The 18245-nt window shown below is 72.3% G+C and carries 20 protein-coding genes; 10 read left to right on the forward strand and 10 right to left on the reverse strand.

What is annotated here, in order from left to right:
* Positions 1-12: 12 nt before the first annotated feature.
* Positions 13-165: a hypothetical protein gene (locus tag D5H75_RS41200; protein ID WP_202637758.1), complete on the reverse strand. Its 153-nt coding sequence runs from the start codon at positions 163-165 to the stop codon at positions 13-15.
* Positions 166-335: 170 nt separating this feature from the next.
* Between D5H75_RS41200 and D5H75_RS02780 the strand changes: the two genes are divergently transcribed.
* Positions 336-830 carry an RICIN domain-containing protein gene (locus tag D5H75_RS02780; protein WP_202637759.1) on the forward strand — a complete coding sequence of 165 codons (495 nt, stop codon included), beginning with the start codon at positions 336-338 and terminating at the stop codon, positions 828-830.
* An 88-nt stretch (positions 831-918) separates the two neighbouring features.
* Here D5H75_RS02780 and D5H75_RS02785 read toward each other — a convergent pair whose 3' ends face one another.
* Positions 919-2058 carry an ABC transporter substrate-binding protein gene (locus tag D5H75_RS02785; protein WP_119924700.1) on the reverse strand — a complete coding sequence of 380 codons (1140 nt, stop codon included), beginning with the start codon at positions 2056-2058 and terminating at the stop codon, positions 919-921.
* Between the two features lie 254 nt (positions 2059-2312).
* Positions 2313-2981: a TetR/AcrR family transcriptional regulator gene (locus D5H75_RS02790; RefSeq protein ID WP_242453946.1), complete on the reverse strand. Its 669-nt coding sequence runs from the start codon at positions 2979-2981 to the stop codon at positions 2313-2315.
* A 94-nt stretch (positions 2982-3075) separates the two neighbouring features.
* Here D5H75_RS02790 and D5H75_RS02795 point away from each other — a divergent pair, with 94 nt between their 5' ends.
* Positions 3076-4623, forward strand: a complete 1548-nt coding sequence (locus tag D5H75_RS02795) for an MFS transporter (protein ID WP_277949911.1) — start codon at positions 3076-3078, stop codon at positions 4621-4623.
* A 165-nt stretch (positions 4624-4788) separates the two neighbouring features.
* Here the strand turns inward: D5H75_RS02795 and D5H75_RS02800 are convergent, their stop codons facing one another.
* From D5H75_RS02800 to D5H75_RS02810, 3 genes are read right to left on the reverse strand one after another with little or no spacing between them, the layout of a single operon-like run.
* Positions 4789-5577 (reverse strand): SDR family NAD(P)-dependent oxidoreductase, encoded by a 789-nt coding sequence (locus tag D5H75_RS02800; protein ID WP_119924702.1) that lies wholly within the window; start codon positions 5575-5577, stop codon positions 4789-4791.
* Positions 5574-6332, reverse strand: coding sequence for a class I SAM-dependent methyltransferase (locus D5H75_RS02805; protein ID WP_119924703.1), 759 nt, complete (start codon positions 6330-6332; stop codon positions 5574-5576). The genes D5H75_RS02800 and D5H75_RS02805 overlap by 4 nt, the downstream gene beginning before the upstream one ends.
* Positions 6333-6366: 34 nt before the next feature.
* Positions 6367-7581: an MFS transporter gene (locus D5H75_RS02810; RefSeq protein WP_119924704.1), complete on the reverse strand. Its 1215-nt coding sequence runs from the start codon at positions 7579-7581 to the stop codon at positions 6367-6369.
* A gap of 51 nt (positions 7582-7632) precedes the next feature.
* On the opposite strand from D5H75_RS02810, the gene D5H75_RS02815 reads away from it, so the two are divergent.
* Positions 7633-7998 (forward strand): MerR family transcriptional regulator, encoded by a 366-nt coding sequence (locus tag D5H75_RS02815; protein WP_119924705.1) that lies wholly within the window; start codon positions 7633-7635, stop codon positions 7996-7998.
* Between the two features lie 431 nt (positions 7999-8429).
* Here D5H75_RS02815 and D5H75_RS02820 read toward each other — a convergent pair whose 3' ends face one another.
* Positions 8430-9101 carry a type 1 glutamine amidotransferase domain-containing protein gene (locus D5H75_RS02820; protein ID WP_119924706.1) on the reverse strand — a complete coding sequence of 224 codons (672 nt, stop codon included), beginning with the start codon at positions 9099-9101 and terminating at the stop codon, positions 8430-8432.
* A gap of 148 nt (positions 9102-9249) precedes the next feature.
* Here D5H75_RS02820 and D5H75_RS02825 point away from each other — a divergent pair, with 148 nt between their 5' ends.
* Positions 9250-10134: a LysR family transcriptional regulator gene (locus D5H75_RS02825; RefSeq protein ID WP_119924707.1), complete on the forward strand. Its 885-nt coding sequence runs from the start codon at positions 9250-9252 to the stop codon at positions 10132-10134.
* Positions 10135-10276: 142 nt separating this feature from the next.
* Here the strand turns inward: D5H75_RS02825 and D5H75_RS02830 are convergent, their stop codons facing one another.
* On the reverse strand, positions 10277-11008 hold the full coding sequence (locus D5H75_RS02830; RefSeq protein ID WP_119924708.1) for a phosphotransferase enzyme family protein: 732 nt from the start codon (positions 11006-11008) through the stop codon (positions 10277-10279).
* A 368-nt stretch (positions 11009-11376) separates the two neighbouring features.
* Here D5H75_RS02830 and D5H75_RS02835 point away from each other — a divergent pair, with 368 nt between their 5' ends.
* The 6 genes from D5H75_RS02835 (at position 11377) to D5H75_RS02865 (ending at position 15579) form a co-directional block, all read left to right on the forward strand.
* Positions 11377-11853, forward strand: a complete 477-nt coding sequence (locus D5H75_RS02835) for a hypothetical protein (RefSeq protein ID WP_119924709.1) — start codon at positions 11377-11379, stop codon at positions 11851-11853.
* Between the two features lie 556 nt (positions 11854-12409).
* Positions 12410-12853: a hypothetical protein gene (locus D5H75_RS41205; RefSeq protein WP_202637760.1), complete on the forward strand. Its 444-nt coding sequence runs from the start codon at positions 12410-12412 to the stop codon at positions 12851-12853.
* Positions 12854-13097: 244 nt separating this feature from the next.
* Positions 13098-13322, forward strand: a complete 225-nt coding sequence (locus D5H75_RS02845; RefSeq protein ID WP_119924710.1) for a hypothetical protein — start codon at positions 13098-13100, stop codon at positions 13320-13322.
* Positions 13323-13550: 228 nt separating this feature from the next.
* Positions 13551-14186 (forward strand): RICIN domain-containing protein, encoded by a 636-nt coding sequence (locus D5H75_RS02850; protein ID WP_119924711.1) that lies wholly within the window; start codon positions 13551-13553, stop codon positions 14184-14186.
* A 523-nt stretch (positions 14187-14709) separates the two neighbouring features.
* Positions 14710-15030 carry a hypothetical protein gene (locus tag D5H75_RS02860; protein WP_119924713.1) on the forward strand — a complete coding sequence of 107 codons (321 nt, stop codon included), beginning with the start codon at positions 14710-14712 and terminating at the stop codon, positions 15028-15030.
* A gap of 150 nt (positions 15031-15180) precedes the next feature.
* Positions 15181-15579 carry a hypothetical protein gene (locus tag D5H75_RS02865; protein WP_147425043.1) on the forward strand — a complete coding sequence of 133 codons (399 nt, stop codon included), beginning with the start codon at positions 15181-15183 and terminating at the stop codon, positions 15577-15579.
* 30 nt (positions 15580-15609) lie between these two features.
* Here the strand turns inward: D5H75_RS02865 and D5H75_RS02870 are convergent, their stop codons facing one another.
* The gene (locus tag D5H75_RS02870; protein WP_202637761.1) at positions 15610-16848 is read right to left on the reverse strand and encodes a DUF4407 domain-containing protein; all 1239 of its coding nucleotides are present in this window, start codon (positions 16846-16848) and stop codon (positions 15610-15612) included.
* A gap of 107 nt (positions 16849-16955) precedes the next feature.
* A complete protein-coding gene (locus tag D5H75_RS02875) occupies positions 16956-18245 on the reverse strand; it encodes a hypothetical protein (protein ID WP_119924716.1) in 1290 nt (429 codons plus the stop codon).

An 18245-nucleotide genomic window follows, 5' to 3' on the forward strand; every position in this document is an offset into this window, starting at 1 on the left:
CCGGCCGCCGGGTCAGTCGTGGAAGTTGACCAGGTCGAAGGGGCGGTTGAGTTTCGTGCGCGGGCTGGGGAGCAGGGCGAGGACGTCCTGTGCGGAGGAGGCGCTCTTGCGCAGGGCCTCCGCCTGGCCGCGATGGCTGGTGCTCAGGGCGGCCTGGGCGGCCACCGCACCCCGCCCTGTCCCCCGTTCCCATCGACCTGGGCCCGCGCACGCCTCGCATGGTGATCGATGACGGATTCTCCAGCGCGCCCAGGGTGGACGACGGGCCACCTCCGCCTTTCTGCAGTGGGAATCCTGTCCGGAAGCGGTCACGGGCGAAGGGTGATTTCCCGTGCGTGACGGTCTCTTATGGAGACAAGGCGGCGCACCGCCACCTCCGGCTCCCGTTCGAGAGGACTCCCATGGACATCCCGGCCCGAGCCACCCTGATCAACAAGAAGTCCGGGCTCGCCCTCGACATCAGGGAATACGACATGTCCGACGGGGGCTGGGTGATCCAGTGGCCCCCCCACGGCCGGGCCAACCAGATCTTCCACCTGAAGCCCGCCGAGGGCGGCTACAAGTTCATCGCCGAACACTCCGGCAAGGCCCTCGACATCACCCTGGCGAACCAGAACTCCGACTTCGCGATGCAGTGGGGCATCAACGGCAGCCCCAGCCAGATCTGGTACCTCAAGGAGCACGAGGCGGGCGTCTACCGGCTCATCGCCAAGCACTCGGGCAAGGTGCTGGCGGTCGCGAACGCCTCCACCGACCCGGGCGCGCGCGTGGTGCAGTCCGCGCCCGGTCACGAAGAGAACGAGCTCTGGCTGCTCAAGGCCGTTCCCTAGCATCAGCACGGGTCCCAGTCCCGCGAGACGAGACCGCGGTCCCTGAGGACCGCCGGGGCCCGGGAGCCGGGCCCCGATGATCTGGGAGTCAGGGGCGAGCTTGGTCGCCGCCGGTGACGGGGACCAGGTCGTGCGGGTGGCGGGTGCCGGGCTGCCAGCGGCCGCCGGTGAGCGGGATGGTGGCGACGTTCGGGGCCGGGCCGGTGGTCCAGTCCAGGCGGCCCGCGATGGTGTCCAGGCTGGTGGCGGCGATGGCCGCCGCGACGTCCGCGCGGCTCCCGGCCGTGGACAGCACGTGGGCGGCCACCTCGAACAGGGCGTGGGCGACGCCCAGCGGCTGCAGCCACTGCCTGCCGGTACGGCTCTCGTACAGCGCCGCCAGGTCCGCGGCGCTCATGCCGTTCAGCGGGGAACGATGGGGGTGCCGGGGCGACCAGTAGACGATGGTGGCGATCCCGTCCAGGCCGGGCGGCTCCGGGGGTGTCAACGGGTAGGTCAGCCACCGGGAGCAGGTGATCAGCTTGGGGCGCAGCCCCTTCCGCTCGGCCTGCCGCCGGAACGCGGCCAGGTCCTCGGTGGTGGCGGCGCTGGTGACGATCTGCACGCCGTCGCGCAGGAAACGCGCGGCGCACTCCTCGAAGTCCGCGTCCGCCTCGGCGTACCCGCCGGGATCGACCAGCCGGTAGCCGCGCCGCGCCGCCACGGCCCCGAACACGCCGTTGCGCAGCGTCGTCCCCTGGAAGCGGTCGTTCCACAGGCATCCGACCGACGTGCCCGCCCCCAGCCGGTCCCACATGTCGGCGAAGGCCCCGGCGATGTCGTCCAGCCCCCACCCGAAGTGGTACGTCCACCGGAAGGCGTGATCCGGCCCCACTCCCCGGGCGGCGTAGTACGCGTGCCAGGGAAACGTCGTCGACAGACACGGCGTGCCCAGGTCCTCGCAGGTGGCGGCCACCGCGGGAAGGACCTGGGTCCCGGCCATGGTGAGGACGAGGTCCACGCCCTCCTCGCGGATGAGCTCGGTGGTGACGACGCGGGCATGGGCCGGGTCCGAACGGCTGTCCCGCCACAGCAGCCGGACCGGGCGCCGCCCGCCGCCCCGGCCGGGGCCGGCCAGCTCGGGTTCCAGGAGGCTCCCGGCGAACGCGAGAGGCAGGCCCAGCTCGGCCAGGCGCCCCGTCCGCGGGATCACCACGCCGACTTTGGCTTCGGTCCGCGACATCATCATGTGTTCTCCCCCTGCCGCTGCGCGCACTGGCCGGCGGGGCCGTGGACGGCCGTCCGCCGGAGATGCTCGGGTGAGTCCGGCCGTGGGCGCGACGAGTCGCCGCGGGCGCCGCCGTACGGGCCGCGGGTGATCGACGGCTCGGTGGCGCCCGGTGGCCGTACGGCCCTGGGCCGTACGGCCGCGACCGGCTCAACGGCGCTATACCCATCCCCACGGGCGACTACGCACAGTAATCGCCTCGGCGATCGGGGGCGTCAGGCGAGGTGGGGCCGGCCGCGGGCCTGGATGCCGTCGAGGATGACGTCGAGCCCCTCGGCGAACCAGTCGCCTTCGCCCTCCGGCAGCGGGTGGCCGACGAGCCGGCCGAGGTGGGGGAACGCGTCCAGGTCGACGCCGCCGAGTCGCTGCCGCCACGAGCGGCCCGGGTCGTCGCCCGCCCCGGCCCGTCTGCCGCCGAGGACCACGCGCGCGCTGCCCTGGACGTAGTTGTTGATCGTCATGATCGCGCGGGCCGCGGCGGGAGGCGGCAGCTCCAGTTCGTCGAGGGCCGACAGCGCCCATTCCATGGCGGCCAGCGAGGCGGCGCCGAACGGAGGGGCCACCGTGGCGGTCGCGCTGAGCAGCCACGGATGCGCGAGGAACGCCGCCCAGTCCCGCCGGGCGAGGACGTGCATGGCCTCCCGCCAGCCGATCCCGCGCCGGTCGGGGTAGGCGTAGTCGCCGGTGACCCGCTCGACCATGGCCTCGATCAGCTCGTCCTTGTCGGCCACGTGCCGGTACAGCGACATGACGCCGGCGCCCAGGCGTTCGGCCACGCGCTTCATCGTCATCGCCTCCAGGCCCACCTCGTCGGCGACGCCGATCGCGGTGGTGACGATCTTCTCGCGCGACAGGGGGCCCGACGGACCGACCCGTGGACTCACTCCGCCACCTCCCGCGGCTCAGTCTATCGCGTTGCGTATGCCGTACGCTACGCTCGTTGCGTACTGCATACGCAACCTTGTGGAGGGAGACTCCGTGCCGGGAACGACCCCCGCCTCCGGCAGCACCCGGTCCAGATGGGCCGGCCTGGCGGTACTGACACTGCCGGTGATCCTGACCTCGATGGACGTCACCATCCTGCACATCGCGATCCCGACGATCACCCGTGAGCTCACCCCGAGCCCCAGCCAGACGCTGTGGATCCTCGACGTCTACGGATTCCTGCTCGCCGGCCTGCTCATCGTGATGGGCAACGCCGGCGACCGCATCGGCCGGCGCCGGCTCCTCCTCATCGGCGCGGCGGTGTTCGGCGCGGCCTCGGCGCTGGCGGCGTTCGCGCCGACACCGGAGGCGCTCATCGCCGCCCGCGCCCTGATGGGCGTCGGCGGCGCCACCCTGATGCCCTCGACGCTCTCGCTCATCCGCACCATGTTCGCCGACCCGGCCGAGCGCACCCGCGCCATCGGCATCTGGACCGCGTGCCTGGCCGGTGGCATCGCCCTGGGCCCGATCATCGGCGGCCTGCTCCTCGAAGCCTTCTGGTGGGGATCGGTGTTCCTCGTCAACGTGCCGGTCATCGCGGTGCTCCTGGGACTCGCACCCCGGCTCGTCCCCGAGTACCGCGGCCCGGCCTCGTCGCGGCTGGACGCGCTGAGCGTCCTGCTCTCCTTCGCCGCCATCCTGCCGATCGTCTGGGCCGTCAAGACCGCCGCCGAGGAACTCGCCCTGACGCCCCCCGCCCTGGCCGCGCTGACCGCGGGCGTCCTCGCCGGCGTCGTGTTCCTGCTCCGGCAGCGCCGCCTCCCGACGCCCCTGGTCGACGTCGGCCTGTTCGCCGACCCGCGGTTCAGCGGGGCCGTGCTGGGAGCGGGGCTGGCGATGTTCTCCCTGGTCGGCGTGATGCTCTACAGCGCGCAGTACCTGCAGCTCGTCGAAGGACTGTCCCCGCTCGCCGCCGCCGTCGCGACGTCGCCGGTCATGGTGTTCGTCGGCGGGATGGCGGTCCTGGCCTCCGTGCTCGTCCGCCGCCTCGGCCACCCGCTCGTCTTCGGGGCGGGCGCGGCCGTGGCCGCCGCGGGGATGCTCGCCTTCAGCCGCCTGCCCGCCGGCGACGGCCTGGTCCTCGCCATCGTCTCCTCGGCCTTCATCGGGGCGGGCATCTCACCGATGATGACGCTGTCCACCGACGTCGTGGTCGCGTCCGCGCCCCCGGCCCGCTCAGGCGCCGCGTCCGCGCTCTCCGAAACCGCCGGCGAACTCGGCGCCGCCCTGGGCATCGCCGTACTCGGCTCGATCGGCACCGCCCTGTACCGGTCGCGCGTCCTCGGCGGCGTCCCCGGCGACATCCCGGCGGAGGCCGCCGACGCCGTCGGCTCCAGCCTCGGCGCCGCCCTCGGCGTCACCGGGCACCTCCCCGCCGAGGCCGCGGCCCACCTCGCCGCCCTCGCCCGCCAGTCCTTCACCGACGGCCTGGCCGCCGCCACGCTCACCGGAGCGCTCATCCTGGCGGCGGCCGCCGTCCTGTGCCCACTCCTGCTCCGCCACGGCGAAAGACCGCCCCCCTCCGCGGACCCCGCCGAGTGACAACCCCCGAGCAAGAACGAGGCAGGCCCGCGACCCCGCGCAGGCCGCGGCGCGCATCTGCCCGCCGCAGCCGGGGACCCGGACAGCCGGCTCGGCCACGCCGACGACCGCCACCGGCGCCTCTTCACCGACCCGACGGCCGAGATCGCGCACGGCTCGGAGCGGTCAGGTGGCGGTGTAGCCGCCGTCGACGGTCAGGATGGAGCCGGTGACGTAACCGGCGGCGGGCGAGGCGAGGAAGACGTAGGGAGCGGCTGTCTCCTCGACGGTCGCACGGCGGCCGAGCGGGGTGAAGGTGTGGATGCGCTCGTCGGAGGCGGGGTCGTCGTGGACGGTGACGCCGGCCATGATGTTGGCGACGTAGCCGGGCGCGACGGCGTTGACCCGGATGCGGTGCGGGGCCCATTCCGCCGCGAGAGTGCGCACGAGCTGGTTCACACCGCCCTTGCTGGCCGCGTAGGGGGCGAGGGCGGGGATGCCGACCGAGCCGGCGATGGACGAGGTCATGGTGATGGACCCGCCCCCGCCCCGTGCGATCCAGTGGCGGGCGGCGGCCTGGGCCGGCTGGAAGGCGCCTCGCAGGTTGACCGCCAGGACGCGGTCCCATTCCTCCGGCCCGTAGTCCACGGCAGGCTTGATGATGTCGATACCGGCGTTGCACACCAGGTGGTCGACGCGCCCGAAGACGCGGAGGGCCTCGTCCACCAGGCCCTGCGCCAGGTCCGCGTCGGTGACATCGCCGGCCAGCCCGGCCACCCGGGCCCGGCCGCCGGGCGCGCCGGGGTACCGCTCCCGCAGTTCCCTGAGCGCGGCGCCGGTCTCGGCGGCGTCGTGGCCGTTGATCAGGACGCCGGCGCCCTGGGCCAGCAGGGCGCGGGCGATCGCCAGGCCGATGCCGCGGCTGGACCCGGTGACCACCGCCGCCGTGCCGGTCAGGTCGAACAGATCGCTCATGCGCCCTCCTTGCCGGCCACCAGCACGCGCATGCCGCGCGGGCCGATCTCATCGCGCGACACGGTCAGCCCGGCGGCGGCGGTCTGGGCGGCGAGCCAGTCCGCGCCGATGCGCAGCTTGGGGTAGCTGCCGACCCGCTGGGTCCAGGTGTCGCCGGTGCGGGTGTGCACCAGATCGTGCACGAGGACCGTGTCGTCGTCGCGGTACTCCAGGAAGCAGGTGAGCAGCCGGTCGGCGGTGCCGCGTACCAGGATGAACCGGTCGGGACCGGTCAACGGCCGGGTGAGGTCGCGGTAGGTGATGACGAGCCTTCCGCCTGGGGCCAGTGCCCGGGTGACGTCGCCGAGCAGGGCGGTGACGTCGTTCTTGCCGGGCAGGTGGGTCAGCGTGTCGCCCATGCAGACGACGGCCTCCACGGTTCCGGGCCGGGCGATCTCCGGGAGCGCGGTGCGGATGTCGGCGTGGACGGGCCGGATCGCGGGATCGCCGGCCGCGGCGGAGACCAGCTCGGCCAGCAGCGCCTCGCTGGTGTCCACGGCCAGGACGGAGGCGAAGCCGAGCCGGGCCAGGGCCAGCGTCTGAGGCCCCGGGCCGCAGCCGAGGTCGACGGCGACGGCGTCACCGGTCGAGGGCGTGACGCCGAGGTCTTCCAGCAGGCGGGCCTGCTCGGCGGCGAGCGCCGTCAGGTCGCCGCCGAGCATGTAGGTGTAGTGCTGGGCGAGCAGCCGGTCGTAGTGGTCGGTGGCCAGGGTCATCGGATCTCCGATCGAATGATGAGGAGGCGGGCGCTCAGTGTCGCCCGCGGGCAGGGACGTGCCCGGTCTCCCGCCGGGCGCCGCCCGGGGCGGGTTGCCGCTCGGCGGCGGTACGGCGGGGCGCGGCCAGGTAGGACAGCAGCAGCCCACAGGCGCTGAGCACCGCTCCGGCCACGCCTGTCCAGCGCAGCCCCGCGACGGTGACGACACCGGCGCCGATCGCCGAGCCGACCGCGTGGGCCAGCATGAACGCGGCCACGTTGACGGTGACCGCCAGGGTGGGGGCGCTGCCCGCCCGTTGCAGGATCAGGCTCTGCAGCGGCGCGACGGTGGCGGTGGCCAGCAGCCCCAGGCCCAGCACGGTGGCCGCGGCCCACGCCTGGTGCGCCACGGCGAACGGCATCACGGCCAGCAGCACCGTCAAGCACGCGAAGACGCCGCGCAGCGTCGCCCCCGGCGCCCGGTCGGCGAGCCGTCCGGTGACGAGGTTGCCCAGCAGGCTGCCCAGCCCATAGACCACCAGCAGCAGCGAGACCGTGGACGGCGCGAATCCGCTCACCTGGTTCAGCGTCGGGGCCAGGTAGGTGAACACCACGCCGACCCCGGCGAAACCGACGGCCGTGGTCGCGATGGACAGCAGCACGGGCCGCCGGGCCAGCACCGCGATCTCGGAGGCGGCTCCGGCGGGCCGCCCCGGGACACGGGGCAGCGCGAACGCCAGCAGCGCCAGGCAGGCCACCCCCAGCCCGGCCAGCACGGCGAAGGGCAGGCGCCACCCCGCCTCCTGCCCGAGCGCCGCGCCGAGCGGCACCCCGAGCAGGGTGGCCACGGTCAGGCCGGAGGTCACGGCGGCGATCGCGGTGCCGGTCCGGCCCGCGGGGGCCGCCCTGGTGGCCATGATCAGCGTCAGCGCGAAGAACGTGGCGTGGGCGATCGCGGTGATGACCCGCCCGGCCAGCAGCACCGGGTAACTGGGAGCGAGCGCGCTCACCGCGCTGCCCGCGGCGAAGACCGCCATCAGGGCGAGCATGAGGCCCTTGCGCGGCAGCCGTACGGTCGCGATCGCGACCAGCGGGCCGGCGATCACGGTGCCGAGCGCGTAGGCCGTCACCGCCTGACCGGCCACCGCGACCGAAACCCCCAGGTCGGCGCCGATCTGCGGGAGCAGCCCCGCGACCAGGAACTCGGCGGTTCCGACGACGAAGATGCTGAGACAGAGGGAAACCAGAGTGAGGAATGTCCGTTTCATCGCCGGAATGGTAAAGTCTGACATCCATGTCAGAGTCAAGCTGGAGGCGGCGTGCACATCGGGGAACTGTCGCGTCGTACGGGGGTCAGTGAGCGCCTGCTGCGCTACTACGAGAAGCAGGGGCTCCTCTGGCCGGAGCGGTCGGCCAGCGGCTACCGCCACTACCAGGAATCGGACGTCGACACCGTCCTCCGCATCCGCCGCCTGCTGGCGGCGGGACTGAACACCGAGACCATCGCCCTGGTGATGCCGTGTGTGCGGATCAAGGCCGGCAACCTGGTGCCCGTATGCCCGGAGGTGATCGACGACCTGCGCCGCCAGCGCGACCGCCTCACCCAGGCGATCGAGGACCTGCAGGCCTCACGCGACCTGCTCGACGCCGCCCTGGCCGCCGCCCCTCTGGACCTCACCGCCTAAGGCCCCCACGGCCAGAACGCCCCCGGGAGCGCCGCCCCGCAACGGAAGCGATTGCAAGGCCACCTGTACCGAGGTCGCCGCGTTCGAGCGCTAATCGGTGGGCCAGAACTGGTTCTTGGATTGCGCCGGCCCGGAGAGCACTTCACAGGGGCCGGAACCGAGATGGGATGCCTCATCCCGGGCCCCGCCCCGCCCCGTCGTTGCTGGGCCGGGGCGGGGCGGGGTGTGTGGAGGAGGGCGCGCGGGGATTCCGTTCGACCTGGTGGACGTACGGCGCCGCCTCGGCTTCCCCGCCTTCCTCCCGCACGGTGGGGCCGGCCCGGGGGCGGCCACGGCGCAGTCCTCAACGGCCACGAGGGCGGCCTCCCAGCGGGCGGCCTGACCCACGCACGTGGCCGCCGGCCGTCGGCTCAGGCTGGGTGCGAGGGGCGTCAGCCGAGGGCCGTGATGAGGGCCGTGGCCACGCCGCGGGCGGAGGCGGGGTTCTGGCCTGTGATCAGGCGGCCGTCGGTGATCACGTGGGCGGTGAAGTCGTCGGCGGGGATGTGGGTGGCGCCCTGGGCCTCCAGGCGGTCGGCCAGCAGGAACGGCACCACGTCGGTCAGTCCGACGGCGGCCTCCTCCGCGTTGGTGAAGGACGCGACCTTCTTCCCCGCGACCAGGTAGGAGCCGTCGGAGAGGGTGAGGCCGACGAGGGCGGCGGAACCGTGGCAGACCGCGGCGACGAAGCCGCCGCGCTCGTAGATGGTGCGCGCCAGGCGCGCCAGGCCGGGGTTGTCGGGGAAGTCCCACATGGTGCCGTGGCCCCCGGCGAACAGGATCGCGTCGTAGTCCTCCGGCGTGATCTGGCCGGGAGTAGGGGTGTCGGCCAGTTGCCCGGCGACGCGCGGGTCGGTCAGGAACCGGCGCTGGGTGGGGTCGGCGGGGTCCTCCCCGTCGCGGGGCGGGACGCCGCCGGCGACGCTGACGAGGTCCACCTGGTGGCCGGCGGCGGTGAGCAGTTCCCACGGCACGGCCGCCTCCCCGACGTAGAAGCCGGTGGCGCGCCCGGTCGAGCCGAGGGTCGCGTGGCTGGTCAGAGCGATCAGGATGCGCTTGGACATGGCGTGTGGACTCCCATGGATCACGTTGGGGGCCGCCTCGGGCCGCGGCGGTTCGCGGCGGCGGTGCTGTGATCATGACGGCTCGGGGATATCGAGATCCAATAGGACGGAGTCGCTGCCGCTATCGGAATTCTGATAGAAGGCGGGGATGCGCGATGTCTCGTTCGATCTGTTGCGGACCTTCGTGGCCGTGCACCGTTCCGGCTCGGTGTCCCGCGCGGCTGAGCTGCGGGGGATCTCCCAGCCGACCGTGACGGCCCACGTCAAGGCGCTGGAGGCGGAACTCGGCCGGCCGCTGTTCGACCGCGTCCCGCGCGGCATGGCCCCCACCCCGGCCGCAGACCAGCTCGCCGCCCGGATCGCCCCGGCGATCGACGACCTGGAGGAGTGGGTCGGGACGGACCTGGACGAGTCCAGCGACCCCTTCGGGCGCGTGGTCTACCTGGGCGGGCCCGCCGAGCTGCTGTGCGCCCGCGTGCTGCCGTCGCTGGCCCCGATGGTCGGCCAGGGGCTGCGACTGCGCGTCCGGTTCGGCATGCCCGACGAGCTGTTGGCCGAGCTGGCCGGGGGCGGCCTGGACCTGGTCATCGCCTCCGTCCGGCCGCGCCGCCGGGGCCTGCGCGTCGAGGTACTGGCCGACGAGGAGTTCGTCCTGGTGGCCGCGCCCGGCTGGACCGCCGGCGACATCGGCACCGCTCCGCTGATCACCTACGCCGAGAACCTGCCGATCCTGCGACGGTACTGGCGCGTCGTCTTCGGCACCCGGCTGACCCGCGTTCCCGCCGTCGTCGTCCCCGACCTGCGCGGGGTGCTCACCGCGGTGACCGCGGGCGCCGGCATCACCGTCCTGCCCGCCTACCTGTGCGCCGCCGAGCTGGCCGACGGCCGGCTGCGCCTGCTGCACCGACCCGAGGTCTCGCCGATCAACACGCTCTACCTGGCCTCCCGCCCCGGCGCCGCGCACCCCGCCGCCACCGCCGTCGGCGGCCACCTCCTCCTCCAGGGCCGCACCTGGACCGCGGAGATCACCTGACCGTACGGCGACCGCGCGGGCGGCGCCGTACGGGAGGGCACTCCACGGCTCGGGGCCGCGGGCCGTGGACGGGCAGATCCCACCCGCACATCGCGCTGGGCGCGGCCGATGCCGCCCATGGCCCCGGTCGCCGGCCGCGTCCTCAGATCGCTCGGACCTCGGCGAGCCGCCTGACCGCGTAGTCGTCGTCCCAGCAGACGGCGGCTTCCCAGGCGGCCGACGCTTGAGCGGCGATGTCGTACGCGGCGTCGTCGAGGCCGGCGGCGTTGCCGGGCAGCACAAGATCGAGGTCAGGGACGTCGAGGTGCGACTCGTCCCAGTCGATCAGCCCGACCTGGTGCGCGGTCATGCGGATGTTGCCGGCGTTGGGGTTGCCGTGCACGACGCACGTGGGACGTCCGGACAATCGCGCCCACGCTGCCCGGCATCGGGCGACGCCCTCTGGCGGCATCGCGGCCAGGTCGATCTTCGTCCCGGTCTCGGCGTGCAGCAGGTCGGTCGATGATCGCCAACCTGGACGCTGTGGCCAGCCCCGCGTCAGCCGATGCAACTCGCGGAGCGCGCCGGCCACGCGACGCCAGTCGGCCGGCGTCTCGGGCGGCCCGCCTTCCAGGTAGGTCATCACCACCAGACCGTCGGCGAAGAGCCGGCCGTCCGTGGTCGGGATCGGCACCGGCACGGTCAGGCCTTCACGGTCGAGATGGACCAGGAGCTCGGTCTCCCACGCGAGGTCGGCGTCGCTCCTGGTACCGAGACGACCGACCGCGAGGCGCCCGTTGACCCGCACACTCCACACGTCGTTGGCGACTCCGCCGGTCAGCGGTTCGATGCGCGTGACGTCTTCACCCCACCGCGCAAGTGCCTCCCATCCCATTGGCCCGATCTTACGGGGCCTCGCACAGCACCGCTCTTGGCATGAGCGCGCGTCCCTCGTCTCCGGCCCCGGCGACGGACACCAGCAGAGAGTCACTGACGGGAGAGACGCCGTCCCGTCCTGGTCGGCACGTGGCGCTTCGCGGCGACCGAGGCGCACACCTCAGCCGTCGCCGCGGGCCGGGCCGCGGCGCCCGGAGACCTTCGCGCCGGACCCCAGGGTGAAGGCCGTCCACTCACCGGCGGGTCAGCAGCGCGTATCCGTTCGTCACGCCAACCCTTCCCCCGCTGTGCGCATGGATCAGGGAACCACCAGGGAAGATGACTAACAGTAGTCAAGCAACTACCAAGAGTCATTCAAGGAGGGGCATGGCCACCGACCCGATCCTCAGCACCGACCCGATCGCCACCATCTCCGCCACGGTCTGGACCGCCGGCGACGAGTCCCGCGTCCGGGGCAACGCCGAGCCCGACAGCAGGGTGTTCCTGGGCATCGCCGGGCGCGAGTTCCGCCTGGCCCGCCCGGACGTCAGAGACTTCCAGCAGCACGACCGCCACGAGTACATCTTCGGCAACGGCAGCAACGTCGAGCGGCCCGAGTGGAACGACCCCCGCAAGAACCCCCCGCTCACCCTCGGCGACCTGCACAACCGGCCCGTCTACATCCGCTTCGTCTGGACGGCGGCTGCCGGCACCACCGACCGGGACGACTGGCACGTCGAGCGCGTCGACGTCACCGTCACCGCCGCCAGCGGCGCGAAGGTCAGCTACGCCGCCCTGGTCGGCGGTCCCACCACCTGGCTCGGCGACGAGTCCGGCACCGTCCTGCACCTCGACCGTCAGTAGGTCGGCCGTTCAGCGCCGCCTTCGGTCACACCCCCGAGGAGCACCGAGACTCCCCGGAACGACCTCGTCCGGGGCGTACGGCAGGCGAGGACCCGCCGCGCGCCCCGGGCCCAGACCGGCGGCCGGTTGACGTGGCCGCGGCCCCGCCGTTCATCGAGGGCGGCGTGGAGACGGCCGTCGAGCGGGCCGCCGTCCGCCCGCCGGGGCATGGCCACGCCGCTGGTTGACTCGGGCCGAGGGGCGGTGTGGGATTCGGGCAGACGACCGGCAGGGAGCTGGGATGAGGTTCAATCCCCCGCCCGGGTGGCCACCCCCGCCCCCAGGGTGGACACCGCCTCCCGGATGGAGGCCGCCCCCGTCGTGGCCGCCCGCCCCCGCGGGATGGCGGTTCTGGGTGCCCACTCCCCCACCGGACGCCGGTCGATCACCACCCGAGGCGCAAGCCCAGCGAGGACACCCCGCACGCCGGCCTGGCGACGTCCACGAGGGGCGCGGCGACCGGCCTCGCCCGGAGGCCGAAGAACCGCTGATCGTGCCGGCTTGGTGCGATCCCAGGATGCGCAAGTTCGTCTGGGACGCGGGGACGATAACGGTCGGATTCTTCGTGGTGGAGTCGAACCGCTTCGCCTTCGCGACGGGCGAGGCCTTGATGTTCGCGGGCACGCTGGACCAGGCGGACATCCACTGGCCCGGCTACCTGCGACGGATCCGGGGATGCGACGTCCGCCTCGGGTCGGCCGGTTACCGGCTCTACTTCGTCCGGCCCCTGCCGGGCGCCCCCAGGGTGCGAGAGAACCAGGTCACCCGGATCACCGATGCGCTGACCAGCGAGAGCGGCGACGTCCTGCAGCTCGTCGGAGGCGCCCTCGGCAACGCGGCCATGGTGGGGAGCGTCGTCGGACACCTCGTCTCCCTCCCCGGCGAGTTCGCGGACGAGCGACGGGGCCGCGCCAACGGCGACGCCGTCCGCGAGCGACTCGAACGCCACAGGCCGCGATGACCGCTTCCCAGGGCAGCCCCGCCCCCTGATCGCGGCGCTCCGCCTCCGGCGCAGGCGTGAGGCCGTGCGCGCACGCCGGTGCCCCGCTCATGCCGTACGGCCGGCGGGGACGGGGTCGGCCGTAACAGACAGCCGATTATTCCATTTCCAGCATCTCCCAATGCCATCACAGTTAGTAGTCAGTACGCGTCACTCGGTTATGTATAGGAGGTCGGTTCATCCCCCTCCGGAAGGAACCCCTCCCATGGCGGTCCCTGAGAAACCCGAGAACCCGGGTGCCTGTGGCGCCCGTGCCGCCCTGGTCAACGGCGGCTTCGAGGATCCGAAGCTCGGCGACGGGGATCCCTGCCCGCTGTTCCCGCCCGACGCCTCGCAGACCTCGGGCAGGCACGTGCCCGGCGGCGCGGGGCATTTCGGCCGGCACGTCAACGGGATCGGCTACGAGCCCTCGCACGCCGCCACGGCCTGAACGCCCCGCCCGCCGCGACGGGCGCGCGCCGGCAGGAGCCGCACGACGGCGACCGCCACATCCGCGACCCTTCCGGCCCAGCCCGCTTCCCGGCCGGGCGGCCGCCAGTGGGGGGCGAGGGGCGACAGCGCCCGCCACAGTCGCCTGATCCCCGCCGCCCTCCCCCGGACCGGTCGGAACGACCCGACAGACCGCACCCCACGGTCCTTCATCACAAGGAGAAATCCCATGATCCGCACAACCCGGCGTCGCTGCCTGGCGGTCGCCACCGCCCTCACCGCAGGGGCCGCCGCCATCGCCATCGCCGCCCTGGCCGGCGCGCTCGCGCCCGCGACCGCCCAGACGGCCCCGGCCGCCGTCTCCTCACCGCCCCCGTCGCCCCCGCCCGGCCCCTCCGACGGCACCTACCGGATCCGCTCCGTCTACACCGGCGGAGCGATGCTGTCCCGCGCCGCGGGCAAGAACGCGGGCAACGTGGTGGACACCATCGCGGAGGACCTCAACGCCGGCCACGACGACGCCAAACGATGGGCGATCACGCGGCTCGGCTCCACCGGCTCCGGTCCCACGCTCTACAAGCTGGAGAACCTCCGGGCGGACATGTGCCTGCAGCGGAAGACGACGCTGGACGCCACGCGCTACGACACGATCATCCAGACCTGCAACGACAAAGAGGAACTGCAGCAGTGGGTGATCGTCCAGGCGGACCAGACCAGGTTCCCCGGGGGCTGGACGATCTCCCCGAAGCGGGACACCTCCAAGGGGCTGGCGCCTGACGTCATGCACCACAACGCCGGCGTCAAGCTCAAGTCCCTGACCGCCGGCCGGCAGGTGACCTGGTACCTGGAGCCCCTCCCCAGCTGATCACCCCGGTCAGGAGCGTGTTCATCCCAGACCGCGCCAGGACGGCCGGCTCAGCCGTACCGAATGCTCGGCTGAGCCCCAGGACCGAGGGCCGGACCCGGCCCCGAACCGGGTCCGGCCCTCCGCGTACGCCCGCAACCGGCCGAGACCGGGCGTCCTGATCCAGGCCGAGCGCGTCGCCGAAGGGTTCGTCGGCCCGGACCCCGGCGACGAGATCACCGGGTACGGCGTCGGCGGCTGACTCACGCCGCGGCACCATGACCTGGCTGAAGCCCGCGAGCCGACGACGGCGCCGAAGGCCGCGGGGCCGCCCGTGAAGTCCACCGTGCGGACGACGAGGAGCCTGCGCGGATCGACGCCGTGCAGAGCGGCGAAGCGCCCGCGGAACAGCGAGAACAGCGGCATCGCCGCGCCCGCGACGACACGCGTCCTACGGGACCAGCCAGCGAACCGGCTCCCGGCGCCCCCCATCGCCAGACCGGCCACGCAACCGGGCCGTGCATGTACGCGAGACCATGGCCCGATGAGGAGATGGTTCCGCAGCTATTGGGACGAGGAAGACATCTGGTTCTACTTCGAGGTCGACGCCGATGGCTGGGTCGCCCGCCAGGTCGAGCTGCAGGGGGCCGCGGGCACGCCGATCGCGGCCGCCTCTCTCGCCGAGTGGCGGCACGCCCGCGACGCCGGGGCCGGCCGCGCCTACGAAGCCACCTACGGGTTCACCGCCGAGGTCCCGGTCCACGAATGGGAGGGCCACGACCCCGAGCCCCTCACCAGGGACGAGTTCGACGCGGTCTGGCGGCGGGCCCGCGGCCACCTCCGGGACCACCGCGCCGGTTCGTGAGCTCGGGATCAGCCCGGAGCGGTTCGTCCTCAAGCGCGTCGGCTACTGCGGCCTGGGGCTGGCCGTGCCCGGGCTGCTCAACCTGGCCTTCCTGGCCGCCGGGGTCGCGTTGCCGTGGTGGCTCCGGCGGGCGCCGCCGTACTGCCCGGCGTGCCTGAGCTGAAGGAGTTGGCCGACGTCCCCGAGGACGCCGACGTGGCCGGGTGGCAGGTGCTGTCGATCCTGCGGGCCAAGGTCGCCGGGATGCTCGCCGAAGCTCGCGCCCACATCGCCGCCCGCTCCGCCGACGCCACCCTCGACTGGCTCCGGGCCCACGGCCACGCCGACCTGGCCGGCGCCATCTTCAACGTCCACCACCACCAGGACCCCGGTCGACCCGGCCGCCCTCCGCGCCCACTCCAAGGGCCGCTGCCGCGACGTCATCGGCGTCCCCTTCGACCCCACCTGGTAGAGGACGCCGAAATCGATCTCACCCACCTGAGCCCGGCGGCCCACACCGCCTACCTCGAACTCGCCGCCACCATCGCGGCCGCCTTCCCCCGGATGTGAGGCGGCCCTCGAGAACAGCTCCGGATCCAGCTAGTCCCGTGCTAGGTCAGGGTTGCCCTTCAGCCGGGCGGCAAGATCTCGGATCTGTTGTTTGAGATGCTCATCCTGGTTGTTGCGAGCCTCGGCCTCAGAACGCTCCCGGCGCAGCCGGCGGTCTCGCTCATGTTCATCCAGCAGGCGAAGAGCGTCGACTCGACCCTGAATGTTCTGGGCCTTGGCATGTTTGAGGAACACCTCATGCGTCTCCATATCCGCGGCCGCGTGATCAGCCACCTGGCGGTCGTAGGTGCTGAGCCCGGCGAGACGCTTCGTCAGGATCGGCATGCAGTCCAAGGTGATCAGTGCGATGCGGAGCAGCCAGACGAAAAGCAAGACCATCAGACTCTGACCCTGGAGGGCGAGAAGGGCCTTGTCCTCCTCCAGAATTCCGATCTTGCCCTCGGGACGTGGCAACTGCTTGTCGATCTCCCGGGCGATCTGGGTCGCGTACTCGGCATTGACCACACCCATGGCCTCGACGGCGTCCTTGGTCTTGGTCTGGAGCTCGGCGAGCTGTGCCCGCCGCTCGGTGAGCTTGGAGGTGCGGAGGAGTTCTGCCCGCTCGTTCCGAATCTGACGGCAGTTCGGGCCCTCGCCTAAGATGCCCGTGGTCTCGTTGCCGACGCGTTCGCCACCGCATTCGGCGTGCCCCAGCCGCTCCAGTCTCCGCAGCGCGGCCATATCCTTGTCGATGGCCTTCGACAACGTCGATACCTGCTTGTCGAGCGAGGTGACAGTGGCCGCCGCCGCCACCGGGTTGGCGCTGACGGTTATGAGCAGCCTCCGGTCCTGGCACGACTGGACGTCCTTGCTCGGGAGCTCCCGGTAGGGGACGGGATTGCAGGACGTGAGCGCGCTCAGCTTGGCCGCCCGTTCCACCCGCCGATCCTCGGCCACCTGCCGATGGATCGCGGGCTCGAACATCGCGATCAGCAGCGGTTCGGCCACCACGAACCCCAGCACGATGGCCAGGAGCACCCGGGCGAGGAAGACCCCGCCGTTGCTCTGTGTCCCGTGTGCGCTGGCGATCAGCCAACGGTCCACCGAGAAGATGATCCAGCCCCAGAACAGGGCGGCCAGCAGTTCCACCACGAGCGGGGCGTCCCCGAACCTCTGCACCAGGATGAACATGGACACGGCGGCGAGGATGCCCGCGTTGACCACGATGAGGGCCATCGCGGTGTAGCGTCCACGGTCCAGGGGCGCCATGCTCAGCACCGACTCGTCCACGCCGATCAGCGAGCGGAGCCATACACCCGGCCCCTTCGGTCCATGTGCCGGCCGTCGAGGCGGCTCCCTCTCGACCCCAACAGCAGCGGTCGGCTGAACCGCCGTCATCAGAGGTCTTCCTCCCGATAAGGCGCTTCGTCGGTGTCCTCCGGCTCAGGGGACGCCTGCGGGGCCGCGAGCTCCTCACGGACCGGCTCGGCCGCCGCCTGGATCTCTCCGTCAGGTCCGGCCGCTGCCGAAAGGTCGACTCCCTGCGCGGTGACGAGTGCGGCGAGAATACCGTCGATCTCTTTCATGCCTCGCTCGTCGAGGTGGCCCTTCCGCACCATCTCCTTGAAGACTTCAAGCCGCATCATGATGCCCTGCACCATGGTGTCCCGGGAGAGCTGCGCGTTCTTGACAGAGTCCTCGTATGCGCGGTCCTCACGCAACCGCTCCAGCGCATGCACCCGGTCGGCCTCCACCTGGCGGACATCGGCCAGGTCCTTGGCGCTGATATCGCCACGCTCGGCGGCGAAGGCATAGCCCATGAGGGGAGAACCGCCCACCGCCTCGGCGACCTTCGCCGCCTGGTCGATGCCGAAGGTAGTCTCCAGATCGCGCCTACGGTGCTCCGCGGCCAGCGCAGCCTCCTCGTCCGCTTCCCGCTGCGCCTGCTTCAGCCGGTCGCTGCGGAGCTTGTTGAGCTCCTGCTCGGTTCCCATCACCTCCAGCTTGAGCCTGTGCAACCTGGTCTCGGTCTCCTCAAGAGCGTGAGCCCGGTCGTACGTCCCATCCCGCGCCAGACCCGCGAGCCGGTCCTGATGATCGAGATAGTCCCGGACGGCCTTGCCCGCGTAGTCCCTCACCTCCGCCGGCGCGGGGATCTCCACGTTGCCCAGAACCGCCGTCATCCCGGACAACCGGACCGGGACGTAGTGGTGGTACGCCTCCAGCTCGGCGCGCACTTCGGTCCGGACCGCCAGGAAATCGGCGAGCTTGTACTTCGCTCCGGCTTTGAAGACGTCGTCATGTGCCCTCAGGTAGGCGGCCAGGATCTCTCTGATGTCCCCAAGGCCGGCTTCGACCACGGCGACCGGGTCGTGCACCCGGCAGGTGAAGTCGACGTGAACGGTGAACTCGCAGCCTTCCGCCGAGGGAATGGAGAACTCGACCCTGACCTGCTTGTTCTCCGTCATGTCGACGACGCTCACGTGCGTCGCCTCCAGGACGATCTCATCGCTCAGGCTCAGCCGTCCGCTGTCCAGCACGTACCGGCCGTCCGAACGGAGCACGAGGACCTGACCCGCCGTCAGAGGAGGGATCTCCGACGTGTCGCGGCTGCGGGAACGAAGCCCGAACAACCCAGACCTGGGCACGGGCGCCAAGACCTTCTGAGTACTGATCGGATAGCTCAC

The organism is Bailinhaonella thermotolerans, from assembly GCF_003594875.1.
GTDB lineage: Bacteria > Actinomycetota > Actinomycetes > Streptosporangiales > Streptosporangiaceae > Bailinhaonella > Bailinhaonella thermotolerans.